Source organism: Actinomadura montaniterrae (assembly GCF_008923365.1).
Taxonomy (GTDB): Bacteria; Actinomycetota; Actinomycetes; order Streptosporangiales; family Streptosporangiaceae; genus Spirillospora; species Spirillospora montaniterrae.
In genome coordinates this window covers 1-22,911 of record NZ_WBMR01000148.1, presented here as the reverse complement: position 1 = coordinate 22,911, position 22,911 = coordinate 1, and the positions used below count along the sequence as shown (strand labels likewise).

Sequence of the window (22,911 nt, the reverse complement as noted above, 5' to 3'; positions counted from 1 at the left end):
CCCGCCAGCGCGTCTCCGGCCGCGCGCGCTTCGGCGAGGTAGCCGGCGAGCAGCCGGCGCTGCGCGGCGAGCCGGTCGGTATCGGCGTCCTCCGCCAGGCCCCGGTCGCGAGCGAAGTCGCGCAGCAGGTCGTGCATCCGGTACCGCCCGGGCGCGACATCGTGCACCAGGTACGCCTGGCGCAGGCCCTCCAGGCATTCGCGGGCCTCGTCCACCGTCCGGTCCTGCAGCGCGGCGAGCGCGGACGGGGTGAAGTCGGGGCCCGCGACGAGCGCCAGCACCCGGAACGCCTCCCGGTGGTCGCGGCGCAGACTGCGGTACGCGACGTCGAACGTCGGGTTCAGCACGCCCCGCAGCCCCGGGACGGCGGTGCCGTGCCCCGCCCCCGTGTGCAGCTCGATGCCGGTCAGCGGGCTGCCGGCGGACTCCGGGGCGGCCGGCTCCCCCGCGTCCCGTCCCGCCCCGTCCGGCGACGGCCCGCGCCCGAGCCCGGGCAGGACCGTCCCGTAGGACGAGGCGGCCTGCGCGTCGCTCTCGGCCAGTTCCCGGACGGTCCCGGCGATGGACTCACCCGGGTTCTCGGCCAGCCGCCCGGCCATGACCGACAGCGCCAGCGGGAGATGCCCGCACTCGCGGGCGAGGCGCGCGACCGCCTTGCGCTCCTCCCGGACGCGGGCGTCCGCCGGACCGAGCACGTTGGAGATGAGGTCGACGGCCTCCTGCGTGACCATCTCCCGCAGTTCGAGGGTGCGGACGTCGGCGCCCTCCAGCAGCGCCGGCAGGCGGCGGCGGCTCGTCACCACGGCCAGCCCGGACGCCATCGCCCCCACCAGCGGCCTGATCTGCTCCGGCCGCGCCGCGTTGTCGAGGATCAGCAGCATCCGCCGGTCGGCCAGCAGCGACCGGCACTGCGCGGCGAGCTCCGCCTCGGTGCTGCGCAGCTGGTCGCCGGGGACGCCGGCGGCGCGCAGCACCTGCCCCATCGCCTCGGCGGGCGTGACGGGGCTGCGGGTCGTCCCGCGCAGGTCGGCGAACACGACCCCGTCGGGGAACCGGTCGACGACCCGGTGCGCCCAGTGCAGCGCGAGCGTCGTCTTCCCGACGCCCGCCATCCCCTGGACGATCACGGCGCGCGGCCACTCGGCCTGCGCGACGAGCAGGTCGAGCTTGCCGAGGCTGACCGTCCGCCCGGCGAAGAACGGGTTGTCGGCAGGGAGCCGGACCGGCGGCTTCCCGCGCGCCGCGTCGAGCCGGACGGGCGTCCGGGCGGCGAGGCCGCCGGGCTCGTCCGGTTCCGGGCGGGGCGCGGGCGGCGCGGCGGGGGCGTCCGGCTCCGCCTCGATCGCCGGCCACTCGTCGCCCCACGGGCTGGCGGCGCGCCGCAGCTTCTCGGGGTCGAGGACGGTCAGCGGCCGCGGCCGGCGGTCGATGATGCCCTTCTGCCGCCACAGCCGGAACCAGCGCACCAGCGTCTCGCGGGAGATCCCGGCCCAGTTCGCCAGCTCCGCCTGGCTGAGCCGCAGCGGGATCTCCGTCCCGCGCGCGGTGCGGACGCCGAACCGGTGCGCCAGCTCCAGCAGGTGGTAGGCGAGGCGCTGCGGATGCTCGGCCGCGCGGACCGCGTGGCGCCGCCCGCCGTACCCGACGCTCTCCGACACCGCGTGCATCATCGCCTCGGCGACCTGCGGGTTCGCGGCGAGCAGGCTGCGGAACCCGCGGCGGTCCAGGCGCAGCGCCTCGACATGGTCGAGCGCCGCGACGGTGCCGCGCTCGGGGTGCCCCCACGCCCCGAGCGCGCCGACCAGGTCACCGGACCCGAACAGGTCGATGATCGACTCGTCGCCCTCGCTGGAGTCGACGAACTCCTTCGCCACGGCGTTGCTCGCCGCGCGCGGCGCCGCCTTGAACACCACCCACACCGACGGGGCGGTCACCCCCTGGTGGCAGAGCGTCCCGCCGGGCGGGATGCTGGTGCGCCGCCCCATCGCCCGCAGCGCCTGCCGGTCGTCCGGGCCGAGCCGCTCCCAGAAGCTGCCCGGCCGGACGTCGTGGTCGATCACCCCGGTCACCCGCCCGCCATCGCCGTCGCCAGCCACCAGAACAGGAACAGCACGGCGGTCGCGGCCGACCAGGCGACCGCCAGCCAGGACAGCTCGCCGCAGCGGTGCGCCGCCGCGAGCAGCCGGCGCAGCTCGGTGTCGCGGACCCGGGCGTCCAGCGCGGCCGCCGCGCCGAACGGCGTCCACGGCGCGGACGGGTCGACCGGCGCGCCGGTGCGGCCGCGCACCTCGCCGAGCACCGCCACCAGCGTGCGCCGGGACCGCACCGCGTACCCGGCGGAGATCGCGAACGCGGCGCCCAGCACCGGCAGCAGGGCGAGGGCGACGACGCCGGGGAGCCCGGCGGCGAGCCGGCTCACGGTCCCGACCAGGACCAGGGCGAGGAACACGGCGGCGATCGCGGCGTCGCGGCCGCAGAGCCGGACCAGCGCGCAGGCGTGGCCGAGCAGCTCCTCCGGGCGTTCCCGGTCCGGACCGGGACGGAAAGCGGTGATCAACGCGGCACCGTCCTCACGGGTCGATCCTGATCTTCCAATGACCATGGTGGGACGGCAAGGCGGAAACGTCCGCCGCCGGGCGCACGGTTCGGCTGAGTCACGTGACTCATCCGGCCCGGGCGCGCCCGGCGGGCGGGCGATGGGGGAAGATGGTCTGCACGCACCGCCAACGGGCGCACCGCCGACAGGGCGCACCACCGACGGCGCGTACCGCCGATGGGAGGACACGCCCATGACCTACACGGGGAACGTCGAGGCGGGCGGCCGCCCGGACGTCCGGGAGCTACCGGGCCTGACGGTCACCAAGGTGGCGGTCGGGCCGTACGACAACAACGCCTACCTGCTGCGCTGCACCGCGACCGGCGAGCAGCTGCTCATCGACGCGGCCAACGAGGCGCCGCGGCTGCTGGAGCTGATCGGCGACGGGCCGCTCGCGCGGATCGTCACCACGCACCGCCACGAGGACCACTGGACGGCGCTGAGCGAGGTCGTGCGGGCCACGGGCGCGCCGGTCGTCGCGCACCCGCACGACGCGGAGGCGCTGCCGGAGCCGGTCGCCGAACCCGTCGAGCACGGCGGCACCGTCCGCGTCGGGCGGGCGTCGCTGGAGGTCATCCACCTGCGCGGCCACACGCCCGGCTCGATCGCGCTGCTGTACGACGCCGGCGGCGAGCTGGCCGACCGCCCGCACCTGTTCACCGGCGACAGCCTGTTCCCGGGCGGCGTCGGCAACACCTGGGGCGACCCGACGCTGTTCAAGCAGCTGTTCGCGGACGTCGAGGAGCGCGTCTTCGACCGGCTCCCGGACGCCACCTGGTTCTACCCGGGCCACGGCAAGGACTCCACGCTCGGCCGGGAGCGCCCGTCGCTGCCCGAGTGGCGCTCGCGCGGCTGGTGACGCGGCCGTCCTGACGGCCCGCCGCGGCGTACGCGGCGCGACCCGGGTGCGCCGGCCCGCCGGAACCAGTGGTGCGGGGTGTTCGTTTTGACCACCACATCCGCACCGATCCGGGGGCCGAGACCAGGAGCGCATCATCGACGACACGGAACCGGGCACCGCCCTGCGCTACCCGCGGGGCTCGCTGGTACTGCTCGCCGGGCTCCCAGGGGCGGGCAAGAGCACCCTGCTGAACCGCCTGTACGGGCTGAGCGGCGAGGAGACCGCGCCGGTGCCCGCCGGCGACGTCCGGATCATCGACTCGCGGCAGTCCCGCAACTGGTGGGCGCGGTTCCTGCGCCCGCTGCCGGTGCGGCTGCGCACCCCGCTCGTCCACGTCACGCACGTGTGGCGGATCGGGCGGGCGGTGCTGGCCGGCCACGGGGTCGTCGCGCACACGCGCGGCACCTGGCCGCACATCCTGCACTGCTTCGCCTGGCTGGCGCGCCGCCGGGGCGGCCGGCTGCACCTGATCCTCATCGACGTCGACCCGGAGACCGCGCGGGCGGGGCAGTTCGCGCGCGGGCGGGCCGTCACCGGCGTCACGTTCGCACGGCACTGCCGGCGCTGGGTGCCGCTCATCGAGCGCGCCCGGGGCGGCGCCCTCCCGCCCGCCGCCGGGGTCACCGTGCTGGACCGGGAGGCCGCCGACCGCCTCCGGGCGATCCGGTTCGGCTGAGCGCGCCGCCGGTCCGCGCCGTCTGCCCGCCCGAGCGGGCCGCCGGTCCGGCCGAGCGCGCCGCTCAGCGCAGTCCGGCGAACCAGCGGACGGCGAGGGCGGTGCCGGCGAGGTTCGACCCGAGGTGCCGCGAGCCGCCGTAGACCTTGTCGCCGACGTCGACGACGGGCGCGTCCACGCCGCGGGCGCGGAACCCCGCGGCGCAGTGGTCGGTGTTCGCGGTGACCGCCTGGTCGTCGTTGGTGATCTTGTAGAGCCGGAGCGGGACGCGCGGCGTCCACGCCGTGCAGACCTCGCCGTCCACCTGCAGCGCCTTAGCGAACGTCCCGGACGGGTGGCGCAGCACCTCGAACCCGCGCGCGGTGAGCAGCTCGTCGGGGGTCCCAGGCAGCCCCTTCAGCATGACCTGGCCGGGCGTGGTGCCGTCGAAGTACTTCTCGACATGGCTCGCGTACGGCTCCTTGAAGACCTCGGACGGCTTCCCGTAGATGCCTCCGTGGACGCGGTTCCACGAGGTGAGCAGGTAGGAGAGGTACGCGACGGACGTCTTCGCGTCGACCCGCCCGTCCAGGAGCGCGGGCAGCTCGACGCCGCCGAAGTCGTACCCGCCGCTGATCGGGGCGACCGCGCGGAGCCGGAAGTGCGGGTCGGCGCCGTCCTGGAGGGCCCGGGCGAGGCCGAGCGCGGACGAGGCGCCCTGCGAGAACCCGGTGACGAACACCCGCCCGTCCAGTTCCCGGTGCTCGCGCGGGGCGAACTGCCGGGCGGCGCGGAGCATGTCCAGCGACGCGGACGTCTCGGTCGGCACGTCCTTCCACGGATGGACGCCCGGCCCTTCGCCGAGGCCGAGGTAGTCGGGCGCGGCGGCGGCGAACCCGGCGGCGCCGTAGGTGACGGCCGGACCGGGGCCCCACACGTCCTGCGCCATCGACGGCGCGTCGCCGATGTAGCTGGTGGTGCCGTGCGTGTAGGAGACCGCGGGCAGCTTCCGCTCGCCGTTGCGCGGCAGCACGAACAGGCCGCTGGCGATGGTCGCGCGCCCGCGCGCGTCGACCGTCCGGTAGATGAGGCGGTAGGAGTCGACGCCGTAGCGGACGGACGAGGCGTCGAAGCCCTCGGTCGCCAGCCAGGCGCGCACCTCCTCCGCCGACCTGGTGCCGAGGTAGCGCGCGGAGATCAGCTGCCCGCGGGCGGCCTCCTGCTCGTGCGTTACGGCCGGGCGGTCCTTGGCGCCCTCCCCGGCCAGGGCGGGCACGGCACCGGCGGCGATGATCGCGGCACCGGCGGCGCCCGCGGCGGCGATCTTCAGGCGGCGTGACATGGCGGTCCTCTTTCACATGGGGGAACGGACGGCCACCAGCCTCCGGCCCGCGCGCCCGGACGGGCATCGCGCCATCTGGGGATCTTCCATCCGCTACCTCGGAGGGCGGCGGCCTCCCTCCCGCGGGGGTGCCGGGATGTTCCGTCCGGCAGAAGACCTGCGCAGAGGCCGGGGCCGCGGTCTATAGGGTCGGGGCAAGGACGGAGACACGACGAGAGGCGGCAGTATGGCGCAGCAGGTACGCGGGGTCGTCGCACCCGGGCGGGGCGAGCCGGTGCGGATCGAGACGATCATCGTTCCCGACCCGGGTCCGGGCGAGGCGGTCGTGAAGGTGCAGGCGTGCGGGGTGTGCCACACCGACCTGCACTACCGCGAGGGCGGGATCAACGACGAGTTCCCGTTCCTGCTGGGGCACGAGGCGGCGGGCGTGGTGGAGTCGGTCGGCGAGGGCGTGACCGAGGTGGCGCCGGGCGACTTCGTCATCCTGAACTGGCGCGCGGTGTGCGGGCAGTGCCGGGCGTGCCTGCGGGGCCGTCCCTGGTATTGCTTCAACACTCACAACGCCGCGCAGAAGATGACCCTTGAGGACGGGACGGAGCTGTCGCCCGCGCTGGGCATCGGCGCGTTCGCCGACAAGACCCTCGTCGCCGCCGGGCAGTGCACCAAGGTCGACCCGGCCGCCAAGGCCGAGGTCGCGGGCCTGCTCGGCTGCGGCGTGATGGCGGGCCTGGGCGCGGCGATCAACACCGGGAACGTGGGACGCGGCGACTCGGTCGCGGTCATCGGCTGCGGCGGCGTCGGCGCGGCGGCGGTGCTGGGCGCGCGGCTGGCCGGCGCGGCGAAGATCATCGCGATCGACCTGGACGAGCGCAAGCTCGCCACCGCCACCTCGCTCGGCGCCACCCACACCGTCCACGCCAAGGGCACCGACGTGGTGGAGGCCGTGCAGGGGCTGACCGGCGGGTTCGGCGCGGACGTCGTCATCGACGCGGTCGGCCGCCCGGAGACCTACAAGCAGGCCTTCTACGCCCGCGACCTCGCCGGAACCGTCGTCCTGGTCGGTGTCCCGACGCCGGAGATGAAGCTGGAGCTGCCGCTGCTGGACGTGTTCGGCCGCGGCGGATCGCTGAAGTCGTCCTGGTACGGCGACTGCCTGCCGTCCCGCGACTTCCCCATGCTCATCGACCTGTACCTGCAGGGCCGCCTCGACCTGGACGCGTTCGTGTCCGAGACGATCGCGCTGGACGGCGTCGAGGCCGCGTTCGACAAGATGCACCACGGCGACGTGCTGCGCTCGGTGGTGGTCCTCTGATGGCCCTCACTTCACCACAGGCGCGCATCGACCATGTCGTCACCTCCGGGACGTTCTCCCTGGACGGCGGGACGTGGGAGGTCGACAACAACGTCTGGATCGTCGGCGACGACACCGAGGCGATCGTCATCGACGCCGCGCACGACGCCGACGCGATCGCGGCGGCGGTCGGCGACCGGCGGCTGGTGGCGATCGTGTCCACGCACGGCCACGACGACCACATCGACGCCGCGCCCGCCCTGTCCGCCCGCACCGGCGCGCCCGTCCTGCTGCACCCCGGCGACCTGATGCTGTGGAAGCAGAAGCACCCGGACAAGAGCCCCGACGGCGAACTGTCCGATGGACAAGTCATCACGGTCGCGGGCACCGGCCTGACCGTCCTTCACACGCCGGGCCACAGCCCCGGCGCGGTCTGCCTGCACGCACCCGACCTCGGCACCGTGTTCTCCGGCGACACGCTGTTCAACGGCGGCCCGGGCGCCACCGGCCGGTCCTTCTCCGACTTCCCGACGATCATCGACTCGATCCGGGAGCGGCTGCTCACGCTGCCGCCGGAGACGGTCGTGCGGACCGGCCACGGCGACTCCACCACCATCGGCGGCGAGGCACCGCACCTCGACGAATGGATCGCCCGAGGCCACTGAGCCAGGCCCGCGCGGCGGTACGGCGGCGATCCCCGGATGCGGGGGTCGCCGCCTTCCGCGTTCCCGGGCGCGTTCCTGGCGAGGGACGTCAGGCGGGCGCGTAGGCGCGAAGGAACGCGTCGACGCCGGCGGTCACCACCCGCTCGACCTCGGCGGGCGGCACCTCCCGGTTGCCGAGCTCGGACAGCCCGACCAGCTCGTGGGTGAGCAGGGCGATGAAGTGGGCGGCGGCCCGGTCGGGGTCGGCGATCCGCAGGTGCCCGGCGTTGCCGAGGCGCGCGAGCCGCCCGGCGAGGGCGTCGGCGACCTGCCCGGCGCCGTTGGCGCGGACGTCGCCGTACAGGTCCGGGAAGCGCACGGACTCGGCGTACAGCAGCCGCTGCAGCGCCCACGACTCGGGGTGGTGGAAGCACTCGACCATGGCGGGCGCGACGGTGAGGAGCCGCTCGCGCAGTTCCGCCGCGCCGGCGGGGTCGGTCGGGAACCCGTCGAGCGCGGCCATGAACTTCGCGCTGGTCTCCCGCGCCGCGTCCACCATGATCTGCCGGAACAGGTTCTCCTTGCCGCCGAGGTGGTTGTAGATCGTCGGCTTCGCGACGCCCGCCTCGGCCGCGATCATGTCGATGCTCGCCCGCTCGTAGCCCTCCCGGGAGAAGACGCGCAGCGCCGCGTCCAGGATCGCCTCCCGCTTGTCGACCCGGCCGCGCCGCCCGGTCCGCTCCCTCGTGGTCTCCCCCGCGCTCATGGCGCCATGCTACCGTGACGTTCCTCAAATTGAACTGGTCGGTTAAATTCAATGAACCGACACGGATCTCACGGGAGGTGATCATGGACGCGGACACCGGCGACCGGATCGACGGGCCGCTCGCGCGGCTCATCGGCGTGATGGTGCTGGGCGGGTTCATGGCGCTGCTCGACGCGACGATCGTCAACGTCGGGATCGGCACCCTGGCCCGGCACTTCCACGCGCCGCTCGACACGATCGAATGGACGGCCAGCGCCTACATGCTCACGCTCGCCGCGGCGATCCCGGTGAGCGGCTGGGCCGTCGACCGGTACGGCGGCCGCGCCGTCTGGCTCGCCGGCCTCGCGCTGTTCACCTGCGGGTCGCTGCTGTGCGCGCTGGCCTGGGCGCCGGGCGCGCTGATCGGGTTCCGCGTGGTGCAGGGCGTCGGCGGCGGGCTGATGGAGCCGACGATGCTGACCGTCCTCGCCCGCGCCGCCGGGCCGCGCCGCGCGGGCCGGTTGATGGCGCTGATGTCGATCCCGATGACGCTCGGCCCGATCCTCGGACCGGTCGCGGGCGGGCTCATCAACGAGTACCTGCCGTGGCGGTGGATGTTCCTGGTGAACCTGCCGGTCGGCGCGGTCGCGATCGCGCTGGCCGTGCGGACGGTGCCCGCCGCCGTCCCGGACGGGACGGAGCGCAAGCCGTTCGACGTGCTCGGCGTGCTGCTGCTCAGCCCCGGCTCGGTCGCGGTGATGTACGGGCTGTCGCAGGCCGCGACCGCCGGGTTCGGCGCTCCGCGCGTGGTCGCGGGGCTGGTGCTGGGCGCGGCGTTCCTGCTCGCCTACGTGCTGCACGCGCTGCGCGCGTCCGTCCCGCCGCTGGTCGACCTGCGGCTGCTGGCGCTGCGCCCGTACGCGGCGAGCGTGGCGGTGATGACGCTGGTCGGCGGGGTGCTGTTCGCGCTGCTGTTCCTGGTCCCGCTCTACTACCAGCAGGTCAGGGGGCACGGCGTCCTCGCGGCGGGGCTGCTGCTCGTCCCGCAGGGCGCCGGCGCGTTCCTCGGCATGCCGATCGCCGGACGGCTCAGCGACCGGATCGGCGCCCGCGCTCTCGTTCCGGCGGGCGGCGCGGTCGTGGCGCTGACCACGCTCGCGTACACGCAGGCCGGCACCGGCGCGAGCCTGCTCTGGCTCGGCGCGTGCTCGGCGGTGTGCGGGTTCGGGCTCGGCCTGATCGGCGCGCCCACGATGGCGTCGGTGTACCGCAGCGTCCCCGCCGAGTCGACGCCGAGCGCGACCGGGACGCTCTACGTCCTCAACCAGATCGGCGCGGCGCTCGGCATCACCGTCGTGACGCTGCTCCTCCAGCACCGCGTCTCCGGTGGGGCCACGCCGGCCGAGGCGTTCGGGACGGCGTTCTGGTGGATGGTCGCCGCCGCGTCCGTGCTGCTCCTGGCCGGATTCTCGCTCCCGGGCCGCCCGGCCGCCGCGTCCGGGATATCGTCGCCCGTGGCGGACGAGCCGGAGCGCACACGCGCCGACCGGAGGTGAGGGGGCGCTGATGCGGCCGAGGGCATCGCTCGCCGCCGCGCTGGCGCTGTGCGGTGCCCTGGCCGGCTGCGGCCGGGCGTCCGGAAGCTCCGCGGGCGCGCTGGACGTCCCGCCGCCGACCGCCACCGGCGCGTCCTCCCCCGCCGCCTCGCCGACCGACTCGTCCGGCGTGTCGCCGGAGGCCGAGCGGGTGGCGCCGCTCGGCAGGCCCGGCGCGTGGCGGATCACCACCTACTACACGGCCGTCGAAAGCCTGCACAACGGACGTCTCAAGGCCGTGAAGGGCTGCCCCGAGCTGCACTGCTCGCATGGGAAGGCGCCACTCGGCTCGTACCCGGAGGACTTCCTCGCGGTCATCCAGGAGGAGGGCAGCGGGCGGATCACGTCCGGGCCGCAGCGCGGCCGGTACCTCAACTGGTCGCACAGCGTCGGGTACTGGCTGGACGACACGACCCGCGACTCGGCGGGCCACCCGCTGCGGCCCTGGTCGTCCGCCGCCGCCGACAGGTCGGTGCTCGCGCGCGGGCAGCGGTTCGCGATCGTCGAATGCGGCAGGGACGGCAACGGGCACCGCATCGAGGCGGCGGTGTGCGCGGCGTTCCGGAAGGCGCGCTGGACGGTCACCGACCTGTTCCGTCCCGGCTACGGCGGCGAGAACCACGCCGACGTGTACATCGGCGAGGAGACCGGCCCCGGCTTCGCCGGCTCGCCGTTCTACACGACGCTGAGCGGCGCCACGCTCGGACCGTCCTGATCCCTACGCGGGGCGCGGCGAGGCGAGCCGGGTCGCCCGGGTACGGCCGCGGAGGGTGACCTCCTCGCCGAGCTCCCACTGTGCCGCCTCCTCCGGATCCGCCGCGGCGACCAGCGAGCCGGACGCGAGGACGCGCGCCTCGGTCGCCTTGGCGAGGTCGGTCAGCCGGGCCGCCTCGTTCACCGGGTCGCCGATCACCGTGTACTCGAACCGCTCCTCGGCGCCGATGTGCCCGGCGACGGCCTCGCCCGCCGACACCCCGACGCCCGCGCGCAGGTCCGGCACCTCCTCGCGCAGCCGCCGGGCCAGCTCGCGGGCGGCGGCCAGCGCGCGGCCGTGCATGCCGTCCAGCGCCAGCGGGGCGCCGAACACCGCGAGCGCGGCGTCCCCCTCGAACTTGTTGATCCAGCCGCCGTGCGCGCCGACCACCTTCACCACCACCGCGAAGAACGCGTTCAGCAGCCCGACGACCTCGGCGGGCGGCCGGTCGGCGGCGAGCCGGGTGGAGCCGGCGATGTCGACGAAGAGCACCGCGACCTCGCGGGTCTCGCCGCCGAGGTCGATGCCGCGCTCGAGCGCGACGCGCGCCACGTCCTCGCCGACCTGCCGGCCGAACAGGTCCTGCAGCCGGGCGTGCTCGCGCAGCCCCGCCGCCATGTGGTTGAACCCGGCCTGCAGCAGCCCGACCTCGGTCGCGTCGTAGACGGGCACCTCCACGTCCAGGTCGCCGCGCTCGACCCGGGCCAGGCCGAGCCGCACCGACTCGACCGGGTCGGCGATCGCGCGCGCCGCGCCGTAGGTGACGGCGAGGCCGATGACCAGCGCGGTGCCGCCGAGCGCGAGGACCGCCAGCGCGAAGTCCCGCACGGTGATCCTCGCGATGACGAACGAGCCGACCGCGAGGGTGATCAGCCCGAGGATCGGCACCGCCGTGCCGAGCCCCCACGCCAGCACCGAGCGCGCCACCACGCCGGGCAGCCCGGTGCGGCGCGGCATCCGGCTGTGCAGCGCCGTCGTCACCGCGCGCCGCAGCAGCCGCTCGGTCAGCAGGTAGACGATGGTGCAGGTGGTCAGGCCGCCGAGCAGGCTGGTGAGGCCCAGCTTGACGGCCAGCAGCGTGGAGAACGGCGCGTTGATCACCACCCAGCCGACCGTGCCGATCCCCCACAGCGTCAGGTGCAGCGCCATCAGCCGCAGCGGCCCGTACAGCAGCAGCGACCGCTCGTGCCGGTCCGGCTCGTCGTGCCGCTCCACCAGCCGCCGGACGCGCCGGAAGAACCGCTCGCCGAGGACGAGCCCCACGGGCAGGGCCGCGATGACGTAGGCCGTGAACACCGCGACGTTGATCGTCTGCAGCCGGTCGGAGACCCGCCCCACCGGGTCGGGCACCACGACGGCGAACGCCAGCACGACCAGCGCGCCGCCGAGGTTCGCCAGGCCCGTCGCGATCGGCACCAGGATCCTCGCGCGGCGGGCGACGGCGGCGCGGGAGTCGCCGGGCCGGCCGTCGATCAGCCGCCACAGGGGGCCGAGCAGGGTGCGCCCGGCCCACGGCGCGGGTCCGGGCGGTTCGGTCTCCATGAGCGTGCAGGGTATCCGCTGGCGGGCACCTCACCCTCCGTCCCGCCGGCGTCACCCCGGGGACGCCCTGCCCGGTCTCCGGCGGAAGGTTGACCGGTCGGTCAATCAGGAATCACTGAAGTGGACAAAGAGGTCCAAAGGTGATCGTCCCGGAGGAGGACGGATGGACAGGTTCGCATGGCAGGACGGGGTGGCCTTCGTGGCCGGCCTCGTCGTCCTGGTGGCCCCCGAGCTGTGGGGCGACAACGCGGGCGAGCAGCCGCTGATGGTGCTCGGCGCGCTGCTGATGACGGCCGGCCTGTGGGCGCTGCTCGGCGGCCAGGGCGTCCCGTCGTGGGCGGCGACCGCGTTCGCGCTGCTGATCTTCGTGGCGCCGTGGGCGTTCGGCTTCACGGGCGCGCACGCCTCCGCGTGGACGGCATGGATCGCCGGCGGCGTGGCGGCTATCGTCGGGCTGTGGGGAGCCACCCAGGCGCACGGCGGCAGGCCCGCCGCGGCCTGATCGAGATCCCGCGACGGCCTCGGGCGCACCGCGCTCCGGGGCCGCACGGGCCTGCCGGGGGGCGGTGCCGATGGGCGTGCGGCGGACGGGCGCGGCGGACTCGCGCACGCGCATCCTCGACGCGGCGGAGGCGCTGTTCGCCGACCGCGGCTACGAGGCCAGCTCGACGGCGCGCATCGCGGGCCGCGCCCAGGTGCCGAAGGGCCTGGTCTTCCACTACTTCCCGCAGAAGATCGACGTGCTCGTCGCGCTGGTCGACGAGCGGACCTTCGTGGAGGACCCGCCGGACGAGCCCGCCGAGGCCGTCCCGGGCGACCCTGCCGGGACCTTGTCGCGGCTGGCCGGACGGCTGCCGCTGCGCGCCTCGCCCGCGATGCGCCGCATCCTGTTCCGCGAGGCCGACACGCACCGGTCCGTCCGCGACCGGCTGGGCCACCTCAACCGGGCGCTGTTCCTGCGCGCCCGCCGCGCGCTGGAGATCGCGCTGCCGGGCGCCCGCGGCGACCAGGCCCGGCTGGAGGCCGCCGCCGCCACCTTCGCGGCCGTGCTGATCTACCAGGAGAACCTCGCCGGCCTCACCGGCCAGCACCTCGACCCCGACGCGGTCGCCGACCTGATCACGCGCGCCTTCTAGAGGGGCCTCAGGGGCTCCAGGAGGCGGTGGGGGGTGCGGAGGAGGCGGCTGACGGGGTCGTCGCGGTGGCGGCCGCCGGGGCCGACGTGGATCTCGATGTCCTCCAGCGGGACACCGCGGCCGCAGGCGGGGCAGACGCCGTCGGTGCCGACGCGGCCGCCGCAGTCCGCGTGGAGGAACAGCCGGCACGGTTCCGCGGACAGGTGCTCCTCGCCCCAGCGGGCGAGCGTGTGCACGACGGGCCACAGCTCCTTGCCCATGTCCGTCAGCACGTAGTCGTGGCCGTCCTTGGCCAGCACGCCGGCCTCGACGAGCGACTGGAGGCGCGCGGACAGCACGGCGCGCGGGACGTCCAGGTGGGCGAGGAAGTCGCTGAACCGGCGGACGCCGTAGAAGGCGTCCCGGACGATCAGCAGCGTCCACCGCTCGCCGACGACCTCCAGCGCGCGGGCCAGGGAGCAGTCCTGGGCCGCGTAGTCCTTGCCGAGTGCCATGGCCCCACAGTACCGCCCTGGCGGTTCATTGAACGAACCGGTCGTGCTACCGTCTCCCCATTGAGTTCATTGACTGAACCGTTGGGGGCTCCCATGACGACTCTGGCGACACCGCGCGCGGGGCGGCACGCGGCGGGAACCGCCGCCGCACTCGCGCTGCCCGCCGCCGCGACGCTGCTGGCGCTGATGAACTACACCGCGCCGATGGCCACGCTCACTGAGACGGCGCACGGCCTGGGGGCCGGTCCGACGGGCCGGATCTGGCTGATGTCGTCGATCAGCCTCGGGCTGGCGGCGGCGCTGCTGGCGACCGGGAGCCTCGCCGACGACCACGGCCGGCGGCGCGTGTTCGCCATCGGCGCCGCCGCGCTCGCCGCGTCCAGCGTCGCCTGCGCCGTCGCGCCGGGCACCGGCCTGTTCGTCGCGGGACGGATCGTGCAGGGCGTGGCGAGCGCCGCGCTGCTGGCGACGGGCCTCGGGATCATCGCGGCCGCGTTCCCGCCCGGCCCGCGCCGCGCCCACGCCACCGGGGTGTGGGGCGCGATGCTCGGCCTCGGCATCGCGCTCGGGCCCATCGCGTCGGCCGAGCTGACCTCGGCGGCCGGCTGGCGGGCGTGGTACTGGGTCGCCGCCGTCGCGTCGGCGGTGCTCGGCGCGGTCGCGGTCCGGACGCTCGGGGAGTCGCGGTCCGAGCGGCCGCGCGGCCTCGACCTGCCGGGACTGGTCACGATGAGCCTGGGCGTGGCGGCGCTGGTCGCCGCGATCACGTGGGGACGGGCCGGCTGGACGCGTCCGGGCGTGCTGGCGCTGCTCGGCGCGGCGGCCGTGCTGCTGGCCGCGTTCACCGCGGTGGAGGCGCGGCGCACCGAGCCGATGCTGGACCTCGGCCTGTTCCGGCGTCCCGCGTTCCTGCTGTCGGTGTCCGGCGCGCTGGTCACCGGCCTCGCCGTCATCGGGATCATGAGCTACCTGGCGACCGTGATGACGCTGGTGCTGGGCCTGTCGCCGGTGGTGTCGGCGCTGGTGCTGGCGATCTGGTCCGGGCTGTCGTTCGTCGCCGCGCTGCAGGCCCGCAGGCTCCCGGCACGGCTGCCCGCGGGGCGGCTGCTCGGCGCGGGGCTGGCGCTCAGCGCGGCCGGCGAGTTCGCGATGCTCGGGCTCGCCCCCGACTCGCACTGGTGGCGGCTCGTCCCCGGCCTGGTCGTGTCGGGGGTCGGCAGCGGGCTGGCGAACGCGATGCTCGCGCGGCTGGCCGTGGAGAGCGTGCCCGCCGACCGGGCGAGCATGGGCTCGGGCGCGAACAACACCGCCCGCTACGTCGGCGCGTCCATCGGCGTCGCGGTCGTCGGCGCGATCGCGACCGGGTCCGGGGACGGGCCGTCCGCGCTCGCGCACGGCACCGACGTCGCGATGCTGGTCTCCGCCGTCGTCGCGCTCGCCGGCGCGGCCCTGGCCGCCGCCATCCGCGAGCGCTAGGCGAGCTCTTCGATGAAGGCGGCGAGCTGGGTGAGGTTGCGGCACTCGAACATCGGGACGAGGTCGCCGTAGCGGGACGCGGCGGAGTCGCCGGTGTCCCACAGCCGGCGCGACTCCGGGTTCAGCCAGTAGGCGTGCCGGGCCCGGTCGACCATCGACCGCAGGATCGGCAGCGACAGCTCGCCGTAGTTGGAGCGGGCGTCGCCGAGGATGAGCAGGGACGTCTTCGGCGTGATGGCGTCGCGGTACTTGTCGTCGAACACCTTGATGGCGTGGCCGTAGTTCGAGCGGCCGGTGATCCAGACGAGGTCGGCCTCGGCGGCCATGCGCGTCATCGCGTCGGTGACGTCCGCGCCCGGCGCGAAGTACTTGGTGATCTCGTCGGTCGCGTCGATGAACGCGAACGCGCGGACCTTGCTGAACTGCTCGCGCAGCGCGAACGTCAGCAGCAGCGTGAAGTGCGCGAACGCCGACACCGAGTCGCTGGCGTCGCACAAGACGACGAGCTCCGGCTTGTGCGGGCGGCGCGGCCGGTAGTGCGTCGTCAGCGGCACTCCCCCGCTGCCCAGCGACGCCCGGACCGTCCGCCGGAAGTCGAGGCGGCCGCGCTTGCCGTGCCGCTGCTTCTGGACGAGCTTGGACGCGAGCTTGCGCGCCAGCGGGTACACCTCGCGGCGCAGCGCGGCGAGGTCGGCGCGGTTCGCGCTGGAGAAGTCGAGGCGCTCCAGCGGCGGCCGGACGGCGAGGCGCGCGGTCCGCTCGACGCCGGTGTCCTCGGCGATGCGGCGGCGCACCTCGCTCGCGACGAGGTCCTCGAACCGGGCGATCCGGTCGCGGAACGTGCGGCGCGCGACGCGCTCGGCCATCCCGCCGCGCTCCTGCCCGTTCAGCACCGCGTTGAGCAGCCCGGCCATCAGCGTCTCGGGCGACAGCGCGCGCAGCACACCGGACGAGAACCACGACTCCTGGCCGGGCGTCCGCCCGTACTCGGCGACGGCCGTCCGCGCGAACTGCCGCAGCGCCGCGTCGTCGCCGGACAGGAACAGCTCCATCAGCTCCTCGCGGCGGCGCTGCACCTCCGGGTCGAGGGCGGGCGGGACGGGGTTGCCGTCCGCGCCGAGCGTCCGGACCGGGCGGTCGTCGTCCTTCACCGCCCCGGCGCCGTCCCCGACCGCCGCCGGGAACCACAGGTCGAACAGCGTGTCGAAGGTCGGACGGTGCTGGGGCCGCTTCACCACCGTCGCCGCGTACGCGGCGCGCAGCGCGCCCCGGTCGAGCAGGTCGACGGCCTGCATCGCGCGGACCGCGTCCAGGCCCTCGGCGACCGACACCGGCAGCCCGGCCTCCCGCAGCGCGGCGACGAACCCGGTGTGCCGGTCGACGAGCGAGGCCATCCGATCAGCCCCTCAGGCCCAGTTCCTTGGCGGCGCGCTCCTGGTCGGAGGCGTGCTTGAGGACGACGCCGAGGGTGCGGGCGACGGCCGCCTCGTCCAGTTCGTCCAGGCCGAGCGCGAGCAGCGTGCGCGCCCAGTCGACGGTCTCGGCGATCGACGGCGCCTTCTTGACCTCCAGCGCGCGCAGCGTCCCGACCGTCCGGACGAGCTGCTCGGCCAGCTCCGCCTCGATGCCGGGCACCTGCGCGAGGACGATGTCACGTTCCCGTTCGGCCGCCGGGTAGTCCAGGTGCAGGTAGAGGCAGCGGCGCTTGAGCGCCTCCGACAGCTCCCGCGCCGCGTTCGAGGTGATCAGCACGAACGGGCGGCGGACCGCGCTGACCGTGCCGAGCTCGGGGATGGTGACCTGGAAGTCCGACAGGACCTCCAGCAGCATGCCCTCGACCTCGACGTCGGCCTTGTCCGCCTCGTCGATCAGCAGGACGGTCGGCTCCGCGCGCCGGATCGCCGCGAGCAGCGGCCGCTCCAGCAGGAACTCCTCGGAGAAGATGTCGTCGTGGGTCTCCTGCCAGGCGCGGTCCGCCGGGGCGGCCTGGATGGCGAGGAGCTGCTTCTTGTAGTTGAACTCGTAGAGCGCGCGCGCCTCGTCCAGGCCCTCGTAGCACTGCAGCCGGATCAGCTCCGCACGGGTGGCCGCCGCGACGGCCTTGGCCAGCTCCGTCTTGCCGACCCCGGCGGGGCCCTCGACGAGCAGCGGCTTGCCGAGCGCCTGCGCGAGGAACACGGTGGTGGCGATCGCCTCGTCGGCGAGGTAGCGGACGCCGGCCAGCCTGCGCTCGACGTCGGCGGGCGAGGCGAACGCGCCGTCGCTCCCGGCGCCCGCGCCGCTCGCTGCGTCCCCGGCGTTCTGGCTGGTCACGGTCATCCCTTGCCCTTGCCCTTGTGTGCGACTGCCTTGGTGTACGTCTGGTTCGTCCCCGCGAACACCAGCTTGGTGTTCTTCTCCGACAGCGTCACGCCCCAGTAGGACGCGGTCTTCGGGTCGCCGCCCTGCCAGGAGAAGCGGTACTTGCCGCCGCCCTCGGGGATCGCCGTCCCGCTCCAGAGCTTCTGCCCGCCCCTGACCCACACGCCGGAGCCGTCCGCCGTGAACTGGAAGTAGTCCTTGGCGGTGCCGACCCAGCGGCCGACGAGCGGCTTGACGTCCGCGGGCTTGATCGCTGGGATCGGCCCGAGCGGGGCGGTCGACGCGCCGGAGGACGCGCTCTCTCCCGCGCCGTCCGCCTTCTCCCCGCCGCATCCGGCCAGGGCGAGCACGGCGGAGACCGCGCAGGCGGCCAGGACGGTCGAGCGGACCCGCACGGTCACGGAAACCTCCGGCGATTCTCGGACGAAGCGGCAGTTTACCGGCGCGGGGCGCCCTGCCCGCGCTCATCCCTGCGGGGTACGCCCCGGTTGGCACCGGGGGGTGAGGCGGCACCGACCCCTGCCCGCCTATAACCGAACCATGACGACCCGACGACTGCCTCGCGAGGACCTCGCCGCGGCGCTGGCGGCCCGGCGCGAGCTGGGCCCCGACTACGACGCGGCCTTCATCGAGACGGTCGTGGACCGCATCGAGGAGGCCCTCGACGCGCGTCCCGCCGCCCCCGCCCCGGCCCCGCGCGGCCGCCCCCGAGCGCCCCGCGTGTCCGGGGACGGCGACCACAGCCTGCTGCTGGCGGTGCTGTCCATGGTCGCCGCCATCCCGCTCAGCGCCATCGCGGTCGTCAACGCCGGGGGCGTCGGCCTCTTCCTGGCCTGGTCGGCGATCGTCCTGATCAACGTCGCCTACAACTTCCGGCCGCGCTAGCCCAGGGGGACGACCCCCTAGGCCGGCGCGCCCGTTACTTGCCGGGCTCGGGGTCGCGGGGGAGGCCGAGGAGCCGCTCGCCGATGATGTTCAGCTGCACCTCGGTGGTGCCGCCGTAGATCGTCATCGCGCGGCTGAACAGCATGGCCCGGGCGATGATCCCGCTCTCCGCCATCGGCGTCTCGGTGGCCGCCGCCTCGCCCTGCGCCGCCCAGCAGTAGTCGGCGACGTCCTGGTTGAACTGCACGCCGAGCAGCTTGCGGACGCTGGCCTCGGCGCCCGGCTCCACGCCGTTGAGCTGCTTCAGCGTGGTCCGCAGCCCCAGCAGGTCGATCGACTGGCCCTGCGCGACCAGCTTGCCGACCTCGGCGGCCGCGACCGCGTCCAGCGTCCGGCCCTTGAAGAAGTTCAGCAGCTCGGGCACGCCCATGCCGAGGCCGCCGCCGGTCGACAGCGACACCCGCTCGTTGGACAGGGTGTTGCGGGCGACCTGCCAGCCCTGGTTCACCTCGCCGACCACGCAGTCGTCCGGGACGAACACGCCGTCCAGGAACACCTCGTTGAACAGCGCGTCACCGGTCAGCTCCCGCAGCGGACGGACGTCCACGCCCGGCGACTTCATGTCGACCAGGAAGTAGGTGATGCCGTCGTGCTTGGGCGCGTCGGGGTTCGTGCGAGCGATGCAGAAGCCCCACTGGGCGTGCTGCGCCACCGACGTCCAGATCTTCTGGCCGGTCAGCTTCCAGCCGCCCTCGACGCGCTCGGCCTTCATCGACAGCGACGCCAGGTCCGAGCCGGCGCCCGGCTCGGAGAACAGCTGGCACCACACCATCTGGCCGCGCAGCGTCGGCCGCAGGAACCGCTCCTTCTGCTCCTCGGACCCGTAGCGGACCAGCGACGGCACCAGCCACGCGCCGATCACCAGGTTCGGCGCCTTGACCTTGGCGGCCTTCAGCTCCTGCTGGATGATGATCTGCTCGACCGGGCCCGCGCCGCGGCCCCACGGCTTCGGGAAGTGCGGGACCGTCCAGCCCTCGTCGCCCATCTTGACCTTGAGGGCGTCCTTGTCCTCGATCGCGGCGAGCTCGGCGACTTCGGCGCGGATCCGCTCGCGGAGCGGCTGCGCGCCCTCGTCCAGCTCCAGCTCGACCTCGCGGCGGCCGCCGTCCAGCGCGAGCGCCGCGACCTTGGCGGCCCAGTCCTTGGCCGGGCCGAGCAGCGCCCGCAGCGTCAGCGCGCGGCGCAGGTAGATGTGCGCGTCGTGCTCCCAGGTGAACCCGATGCCGCCGAGCATCTGGATCGCGTCCCGGGCGGTCTGCACGCCGGCGTCCGCCGCGATCACCGCGGCGACGGCGGCGGCGAACCCGGCCTCCTCGGTGCCCTCGTCCAGCGCGCGCGCCGCGTCCCACGCGGCGGCGCGGGCCTGCTCCAGCGCGATCAGCGCGCGGGCGGCCTTGTGCTTGACGCCCTGGAACTGCCCGATCGGACGGCCGAACTGCTCGCGCACCTTGGCGTACTCGGCGGCGGTGTTCACCAGCCAGCCCGCCAGGCCGGCGGCCTCCGCGCCGAACAGCGTCGCCGCCAGGTCGCGGACGCGGCCGGTCGTCACCCCGTCCAGCACCCGGTCGGCCGCCACCGTCACGCCGTCGGCCTCGACGGCGGCGACGCGGCGGACCTTGTCCAGGCTCGCCACCGCGGTCACCTTCAGGTCGGCGGCGTCGACCGCGACCCACTGCTCCTCGTCCCCGGCCGTCACCGGCAGGACGACCACGTCGGCGAGCAGCGCGCCCAGCACCGTCGCCGACGAGCCCGACACCACCAGCGCGCCGCCCTGCCGGGTGCCGGTCAGGCTCCCCGACAGCGCGACCGCGCCGGTCCTGGACCCGTCCGCGAGCCCCGGCAGCAGCTCGGCGCGCAGCTTGGCGTTGCTGGACGCGTCGATCACCGAGCTCGCCAGCACCGTCGGCAGGAACGGGCCGGGCGCGGCGGCCCGGCCCAGCTCCTCCAGCACCACCGACAGCTCCAGCAGGCCGTAGCCCTGCCCGCCGTGCTCCTCGTCCAGATGCAGGCCCAGCAGGCCCTGCTCGGCCAGGGCCGGCCAGAACCCGGGCCGGGTCTCCTCGTCCGCGTCCAGCGCGGCGCGGACCGCCGTCGCCGGGATGTTGCGCTCGGCGAAACCGCGCACCGAATCGGCGAGCGCCTCGTGCTCCTCGGTCAGCCCGATGGCCATGTGTCGAACCCTCTCTCAGACCGCTTGTTGACAGCGATTCTAGAACAGGATTCTGGTCGCGTGGGGCAGTGATTCCGCTCTCACCGCTCGGAGCCCTCCGAGGCCCGCGCGTCCCCGCCCGCGATCCGCCCGGCGGGCTCGTCCCGCCCCTGGTCAGCGGCACCGCGGCCGCGGCCGCCGACGGTGAGGCTCGCGACGGTGGTGGCCGCCAGCGTGCCGGCGATCACCGCGAGCGACAGCCAGATCGGCACGTCCGGCGCCCAGCCGACACCGTACTCGTGCAGCGCGTGGAAGATCAGCTTGACCCCGATGAAGCCGAGGATGAACGCCAGCCCGTGCCCGAGGTAGACCAGCCGGTCCGTCAGCCCGCCCAGCAGGAAGTACAGCTGGACGAGGCCCATCAGCGCGAACGCGTTGGCGGTGAACACCAGGTACGGCTCGGTGGTCAGCCCGAAGATCGCCGGGATGGAGTCCAGCGCGAACAGCACGTCGGTGGAGCCGATCGCGATCATCACGATCATCAGCGGGGTGACCATGCGGCGGCCGCCGCGCCGGGTGAGGAACCGCGAGCCGTCGTAGTCGTCGGACGTCGGGATGACGCGCTTGGCCCAGCGCAGGACCGCGTTCTCCTTGAACTCGTCGTCGTCACCGCCGCGGACCAGCCCGTAGGCCGTCCAGAGCAGGAACGCGCCGAAGATGAAGAAGACCCAGGTGAAGGTGGAGATCGCGGCGGCGCCGACGGCGATGAACGCGCCGCGCAGCACCAGCGCGATGACGATGCCCGCCATCAGGACGGTGTGCTGGGCGTGCTTGGGCACCGCGAACCGCGTCAGGATCACCATGAACACGAAGAGGTTGTCGACGCTGAGGCTCTTCTCGGTGACGAACCCGCCGAAGTACTGCGCGGCGTGCTGCCCTCCGGAGAACAGCCAGACGCCGAGCCCGAACAGCACGGCGAGGCCGATGTAGACGGCCGACCAGAACGCGGCCCTGCGGGTGGTGAACTCCCGCGTGTCGTTGCGGTGGATGACCAGCAGGTCGGCGGCGATGACGGCGAGGATCCCGGCGAGCGTCAGGATCCACACCCAGGGTGCGACGGACAACGTGAAACCTCCGGCGGACGTGGTCGAGCGCCGGAGGTCTCTCCCGCCCCCGGAGCGAGGGCCGCGGGCCCCGGGCCGGTGCGGACCGGCCGTGCTGACGACACCCGCGCGCAGGGATACTCCCCTCCACTTGTCATGTTTGACGAGGCACGCCGTCCCGGGGTTCCAGGTTCGCGGAGAATTCTCGGCCTTCCCGCGAACCCGGCCCCCGAGCGCCGCATCTAAGGCGCGGCGCCGGCGGTTCAGCCGCGCGCGGCGCGCAGTTCCAGGTAGACGGCGGCGAGCTGGTCGACGGCGTCGGCCTCGTCCGGGAGTTCCGCGGCGCGCTGCGCGGCGGCGGCGCCGAGCCGCACCGCGAGCGCGGAGTCGTCCAGGATCCGGCCGACGGCGCGGCCGAGCGCGTCCGCGTCCCCGGGCGGGACCAGCAGCGCCGCCTCGCTCTCCGGCCCTTGGAGCAGCGCCCCGTTCCCGGCGGGCCGGTCGTCCGCGCCGACCATCCGGGGGATCCCGCCGACCCGCGTCGCGACCAGCGGCCGCCCGGCCCGCAGGATCTCCTGCACGATGAGCGGCTGCCCCTCCCACACGCTCGGCACCACCGCGACGTCCGCGGCGGTCAGCAGCGCGGGCACGTCGGCGCGGCGGCCGAGCAGCCGGACGGGCAGGTCCTCCGCCTCGATCCGGGCGCGCAGCTCGTCCTCGAGCGGGCCGTCGCCGGCGATCGCGACGAGCGGCGGCGGGGTCCGGCCGGTCCAGGCGCGGGAGGCGTCCAGCAGCGTCGGCAGGCCCTTCTGCTCGGCGAGCCGGCCGACGGTGAGGATCAGCGGCCGGTCCCCCACGCCCAGCTCGGCCCGCAGGTCGGCGCGGACGGCCGGGCCCGGATGCTCGCGCGGCGCGGGCGCCGGGACGAGCGCGTACCCCACCGAGCGGGCGCCGAGCGAGCGCATCCGCTCCTCCAGGTCCGGCGAGACGCCGAGGACGCGGCCCGCGCCGCGCGCGACGATCCGCTCCAGCGCCCCGTAGATCGCGGCGGTCCAGAGGTGTCGTAGTCGGCCCAGGTGCTGCGCGGCAGCTCGAACATCCGGCGCCGCTCGGCGAACGAGACCGCCGGGTCCGGGTCGGGGTCGAGGAAGATGTGCCGGTGGTCGAACGCGCAGACCAGCT

Annotated in this window: 22 protein-coding genes and 1 pseudogene; 10 read left to right on the top strand and 13 right to left on the bottom strand. The window is 74.7% G+C overall.

Going from position 1 to position 22,911, the window contains the following annotated elements; translation table 11 throughout:
* A partial coding sequence (locus F9B16_RS35175) for a helix-turn-helix domain-containing protein (RefSeq protein ID WP_151544538.1) occupies window positions 1-2,069 on the bottom strand: 2,069 nt, incomplete at its 3' end.
* Window positions 2,066-2,557 (bottom strand): hypothetical protein, encoded by a 492-nt coding sequence (locus F9B16_RS35170; protein WP_151544537.1) that lies wholly within the window; start codon window positions 2,555-2,557, stop codon window positions 2,066-2,068. The genes F9B16_RS35170 and F9B16_RS35175, both read right to left, overlap by 4 nt.
* Before the next feature lie 232 nt (window positions 2,558-2,789).
* On the opposite strand from F9B16_RS35170, the gene F9B16_RS35165 reads away from it, so the two are divergent.
* A complete protein-coding gene (locus F9B16_RS35165) occupies window positions 2,790-3,455 on the top strand; it encodes an MBL fold metallo-hydrolase (protein WP_151544536.1) in 666 nt (221 codons plus the stop codon).
* A 271-nt stretch (window positions 3,456-3,726) separates the two neighbouring features.
* Window positions 3,727-4,173 carry an ATP-binding protein gene (locus tag F9B16_RS35160; protein ID WP_225992220.1) on the top strand — a complete coding sequence of 149 codons (447 nt, stop codon included), beginning with the start codon at window positions 3,727-3,729 and terminating at the stop codon, window positions 4,171-4,173.
* A 64-nt stretch (window positions 4,174-4,237) separates the two neighbouring features.
* Here the strand turns inward: F9B16_RS35160 and F9B16_RS35155 are convergent, their stop codons facing one another.
* Window positions 4,238-5,494, bottom strand: a complete 1,257-nt coding sequence (locus F9B16_RS35155; protein WP_151544534.1) for an alpha/beta hydrolase — start codon at window positions 5,492-5,494, stop codon at window positions 4,238-4,240.
* Window positions 5,495-5,720: 226 nt separating this feature from the next.
* Here F9B16_RS35155 and F9B16_RS35150 point away from each other — a divergent pair, with 226 nt between their 5' ends.
* Together F9B16_RS35150 and F9B16_RS35145 are read left to right on the top strand one after the other, a co-directional pair.
* Complete coding sequence (locus F9B16_RS35150; protein WP_151544533.1) at window positions 5,721-6,806, top strand: S-(hydroxymethyl)mycothiol dehydrogenase; 1,086 nt, start codon at window positions 5,721-5,723, stop codon at window positions 6,804-6,806.
* The gene (locus tag F9B16_RS35145) at window positions 6,806-7,450 is read left to right on the top strand and encodes an MBL fold metallo-hydrolase (protein ID WP_151544532.1); all 645 of its coding nucleotides are present in this window, start codon (window positions 6,806-6,808) and stop codon (window positions 7,448-7,450) included. Before F9B16_RS35150 ends, F9B16_RS35145 begins: the two co-directional genes overlap by 1 nt.
* A gap of 88 nt (window positions 7,451-7,538) precedes the next feature.
* On the opposite strand, the gene F9B16_RS35140 is transcribed toward F9B16_RS35145, so the two are convergent.
* On the bottom strand, window positions 7,539-8,195 hold the full coding sequence (locus F9B16_RS35140) for a TetR/AcrR family transcriptional regulator (protein ID WP_151544531.1): 657 nt from the start codon (window positions 8,193-8,195) through the stop codon (window positions 7,539-7,541).
* Between the two features lie 83 nt (window positions 8,196-8,278).
* Here F9B16_RS35140 and F9B16_RS35135 point away from each other — a divergent pair, with 83 nt between their 5' ends.
* Together F9B16_RS35135 and F9B16_RS35130 are read left to right on the top strand one after the other, a co-directional pair.
* Window positions 8,279-9,730 carry a DHA2 family efflux MFS transporter permease subunit gene (locus F9B16_RS35135; RefSeq protein ID WP_151544530.1) on the top strand — a complete coding sequence of 484 codons (1,452 nt, stop codon included), beginning with the start codon at window positions 8,279-8,281 and terminating at the stop codon, window positions 9,728-9,730.
* A 10-nt stretch (window positions 9,731-9,740) separates the two neighbouring features.
* Window positions 9,741-10,484, top strand: a complete 744-nt coding sequence (locus F9B16_RS35130) for a hypothetical protein (RefSeq protein ID WP_151544529.1) — start codon at window positions 9,741-9,743, stop codon at window positions 10,482-10,484.
* A 3-nt stretch (window positions 10,485-10,487) separates the two neighbouring features.
* Here F9B16_RS35130 and F9B16_RS35125 read toward each other — a convergent pair whose 3' ends face one another.
* Entirely contained in the window at window positions 10,488-12,065 is a 1,578-nt protein-coding gene (locus tag F9B16_RS35125) for an adenylate/guanylate cyclase domain-containing protein (RefSeq protein ID WP_151544528.1), read from the bottom strand.
* 163 nt (window positions 12,066-12,228) lie between these two features.
* Between F9B16_RS35125 and F9B16_RS35120 the strand changes: the two genes are divergently transcribed.
* Both F9B16_RS35120 and F9B16_RS35115 read left to right on the top strand, forming a co-directional pair.
* Window positions 12,229-12,567 carry an SPW repeat protein gene (locus tag F9B16_RS35120; protein WP_151544527.1) on the top strand — a complete coding sequence of 113 codons (339 nt, stop codon included), beginning with the start codon at window positions 12,229-12,231 and terminating at the stop codon, window positions 12,565-12,567.
* Between the two features lie 70 nt (window positions 12,568-12,637).
* Window positions 12,638-13,201 carry a TetR/AcrR family transcriptional regulator gene (locus F9B16_RS35115; protein ID WP_151544526.1) on the top strand — a complete coding sequence of 188 codons (564 nt, stop codon included), beginning with the start codon at window positions 12,638-12,640 and terminating at the stop codon, window positions 13,199-13,201.
* On the opposite strand, the gene F9B16_RS35110 is transcribed toward F9B16_RS35115, so the two are convergent.
* Complete coding sequence (locus F9B16_RS35110) at window positions 13,198-13,695, bottom strand: winged helix-turn-helix transcriptional regulator (protein WP_151544525.1); 498 nt, start codon at window positions 13,693-13,695, stop codon at window positions 13,198-13,200. The genes F9B16_RS35115 and F9B16_RS35110 overlap by 4 nt on opposite strands.
* A 93-nt stretch (window positions 13,696-13,788) precedes the next feature.
* On the opposite strand from F9B16_RS35110, the gene F9B16_RS35105 reads away from it, so the two are divergent.
* On the top strand, window positions 13,789-15,171 hold the full coding sequence (locus tag F9B16_RS35105) for an MFS transporter (protein WP_151544524.1): 1,383 nt from the start codon (window positions 13,789-13,791) through the stop codon (window positions 15,169-15,171).
* On the opposite strand, the gene F9B16_RS35100 is transcribed toward F9B16_RS35105, so the two are convergent.
* Genes F9B16_RS35100 through F9B16_RS35090 form a run of 3 tightly spaced genes read right to left on the bottom strand, consistent with a single transcriptional unit; the run spans window position 15,168 to window position 17,933 of the window.
* A complete protein-coding gene (locus F9B16_RS35100; protein WP_151544523.1) occupies window positions 15,168-16,565 on the bottom strand; it encodes a vWA domain-containing protein in 1,398 nt (465 codons plus the stop codon). The two genes, F9B16_RS35105 and F9B16_RS35100, sit on opposite strands and share 4 nt — an antisense overlap.
* A 4-nt stretch (window positions 16,566-16,569) precedes the next feature.
* Window positions 16,570-17,490: an AAA family ATPase gene (locus tag F9B16_RS35095; protein WP_151544522.1), complete on the bottom strand. Its 921-nt coding sequence runs from the start codon at window positions 17,488-17,490 to the stop codon at window positions 16,570-16,572.
* Window positions 17,487-17,933 carry a hypothetical protein gene (locus tag F9B16_RS35090; protein ID WP_225992219.1) on the bottom strand — a complete coding sequence of 149 codons (447 nt, stop codon included), beginning with the start codon at window positions 17,931-17,933 and terminating at the stop codon, window positions 17,487-17,489. The genes F9B16_RS35095 and F9B16_RS35090 overlap by 4 nt, the downstream gene beginning before the upstream one ends.
* 139 nt (window positions 17,934-18,072) lie before the next feature.
* Between F9B16_RS35090 and F9B16_RS35085 the strand changes: the two genes are divergently transcribed.
* On the top strand, window positions 18,073-18,417 hold the full coding sequence (locus F9B16_RS35085) for a hypothetical protein (protein WP_151544521.1): 345 nt from the start codon (window positions 18,073-18,075) through the stop codon (window positions 18,415-18,417).
* A gap of 34 nt (window positions 18,418-18,451) precedes the next feature.
* Here F9B16_RS35085 and F9B16_RS35080 read toward each other — a convergent pair whose 3' ends face one another.
* The 4 genes and pseudogenes from F9B16_RS35080 to F9B16_RS54265 form a co-directional block, all read right to left on the bottom strand.
* Complete coding sequence (locus F9B16_RS35080; protein WP_151544520.1) at window positions 18,452-20,647, bottom strand: acyl-CoA dehydrogenase; 2,196 nt, start codon at window positions 20,645-20,647, stop codon at window positions 18,452-18,454.
* A gap of 80 nt (window positions 20,648-20,727) precedes the next feature.
* Window positions 20,728-21,750, bottom strand: coding sequence for a TerC family protein (locus F9B16_RS35075; RefSeq protein ID WP_151544519.1), 1,023 nt, complete (start codon window positions 21,748-21,750; stop codon window positions 20,728-20,730).
* Window positions 21,751-21,992: 242 nt separating this feature from the next.
* Window positions 21,993-22,751, bottom strand: coding sequence for a glycosyltransferase family 4 protein (locus tag F9B16_RS35070; RefSeq protein ID WP_404800544.1), 759 nt, complete (start codon window positions 22,749-22,751; stop codon window positions 21,993-21,995).
* A 32-nt stretch (window positions 22,752-22,783) separates the two neighbouring features.
* Window positions 22,784-22,911, bottom strand: a pseudogene (locus F9B16_RS54265) (NAD-glutamate dehydrogenase domain-containing protein); the annotation flags it as partial.

Excerpts from the sequence above, each read along its gene's own strand:
- F9B16_RS35145 (WP_151544532.1), top strand. The coding sequence starts at position 6,806 with ATGGCCCTCACTTCACCACAGGCGCGCATCGACCATGTCGTCACCTCC.
- F9B16_RS35135 (WP_151544530.1), top strand. The coding sequence starts at position 8,279 with ATGGACGCGGACACCGGCGACCGGATCGACGGGCCGCTCGCGCGGCTC.
- F9B16_RS35120 (WP_151544527.1), top strand. The coding sequence starts at position 12,229 with ATGGACAGGTTCGCATGGCAGGACGGGGTGGCCTTCGTGGCCGGCCTC.
- F9B16_RS35130 (WP_151544529.1), top strand. The coding sequence starts at position 9,741 with ATGCGGCCGAGGGCATCGCTCGCCGCCGCGCTGGCGCTGTGCGGTGCC.
- F9B16_RS35140 (WP_151544531.1), bottom strand. The coding sequence starts at position 8,195 with ATGAGCGCGGGGGAGACCACGAGGGAGCGGACCGGGCGGCGCGGCCGG.
- F9B16_RS35100 (WP_151544523.1), bottom strand. The coding sequence starts at position 16,565 with ATGGCCTCGCTCGTCGACCGGCACACCGGGTTCGTCGCCGCGCTGCGG.
- F9B16_RS35125 (WP_151544528.1), bottom strand. The coding sequence starts at position 12,065 with ATGGAGACCGAACCGCCCGGACCCGCGCCGTGGGCCGGGCGCACCCTG.
- F9B16_RS35085 (WP_151544521.1), top strand. The coding sequence starts at position 18,073 with ATGACGACCCGACGACTGCCTCGCGAGGACCTCGCCGCGGCGCTGGCG.
- F9B16_RS35150 (WP_151544533.1), top strand. The coding sequence starts at position 5,721 with ATGGCGCAGCAGGTACGCGGGGTCGTCGCACCCGGGCGGGGCGAGCCG.
- F9B16_RS35095 (WP_151544522.1), bottom strand. The coding sequence starts at position 17,490 with ATGACCGTGACCAGCCAGAACGCCGGGGACGCAGCGAGCGGCGCGGGC.
- F9B16_RS35165 (WP_151544536.1), top strand. The coding sequence starts at position 2,790 with ATGACCTACACGGGGAACGTCGAGGCGGGCGGCCGCCCGGACGTCCGG.
- F9B16_RS35155 (WP_151544534.1), bottom strand. The coding sequence starts at position 5,494 with ATGTCACGCCGCCTGAAGATCGCCGCCGCGGGCGCCGCCGGTGCCGCG.
- F9B16_RS35080 (WP_151544520.1), bottom strand. The coding sequence starts at position 20,647 with ATGGCCATCGGGCTGACCGAGGAGCACGAGGCGCTCGCCGATTCGGTG.
- F9B16_RS35115 (WP_151544526.1), top strand. The coding sequence starts at position 12,638 with ATGGGCGTGCGGCGGACGGGCGCGGCGGACTCGCGCACGCGCATCCTC.
- F9B16_RS35105 (WP_151544524.1), top strand. The coding sequence starts at position 13,789 with ATGACGACTCTGGCGACACCGCGCGCGGGGCGGCACGCGGCGGGAACC.
- F9B16_RS35110 (WP_151544525.1), bottom strand. The coding sequence starts at position 13,695 with ATGGCACTCGGCAAGGACTACGCGGCCCAGGACTGCTCCCTGGCCCGC.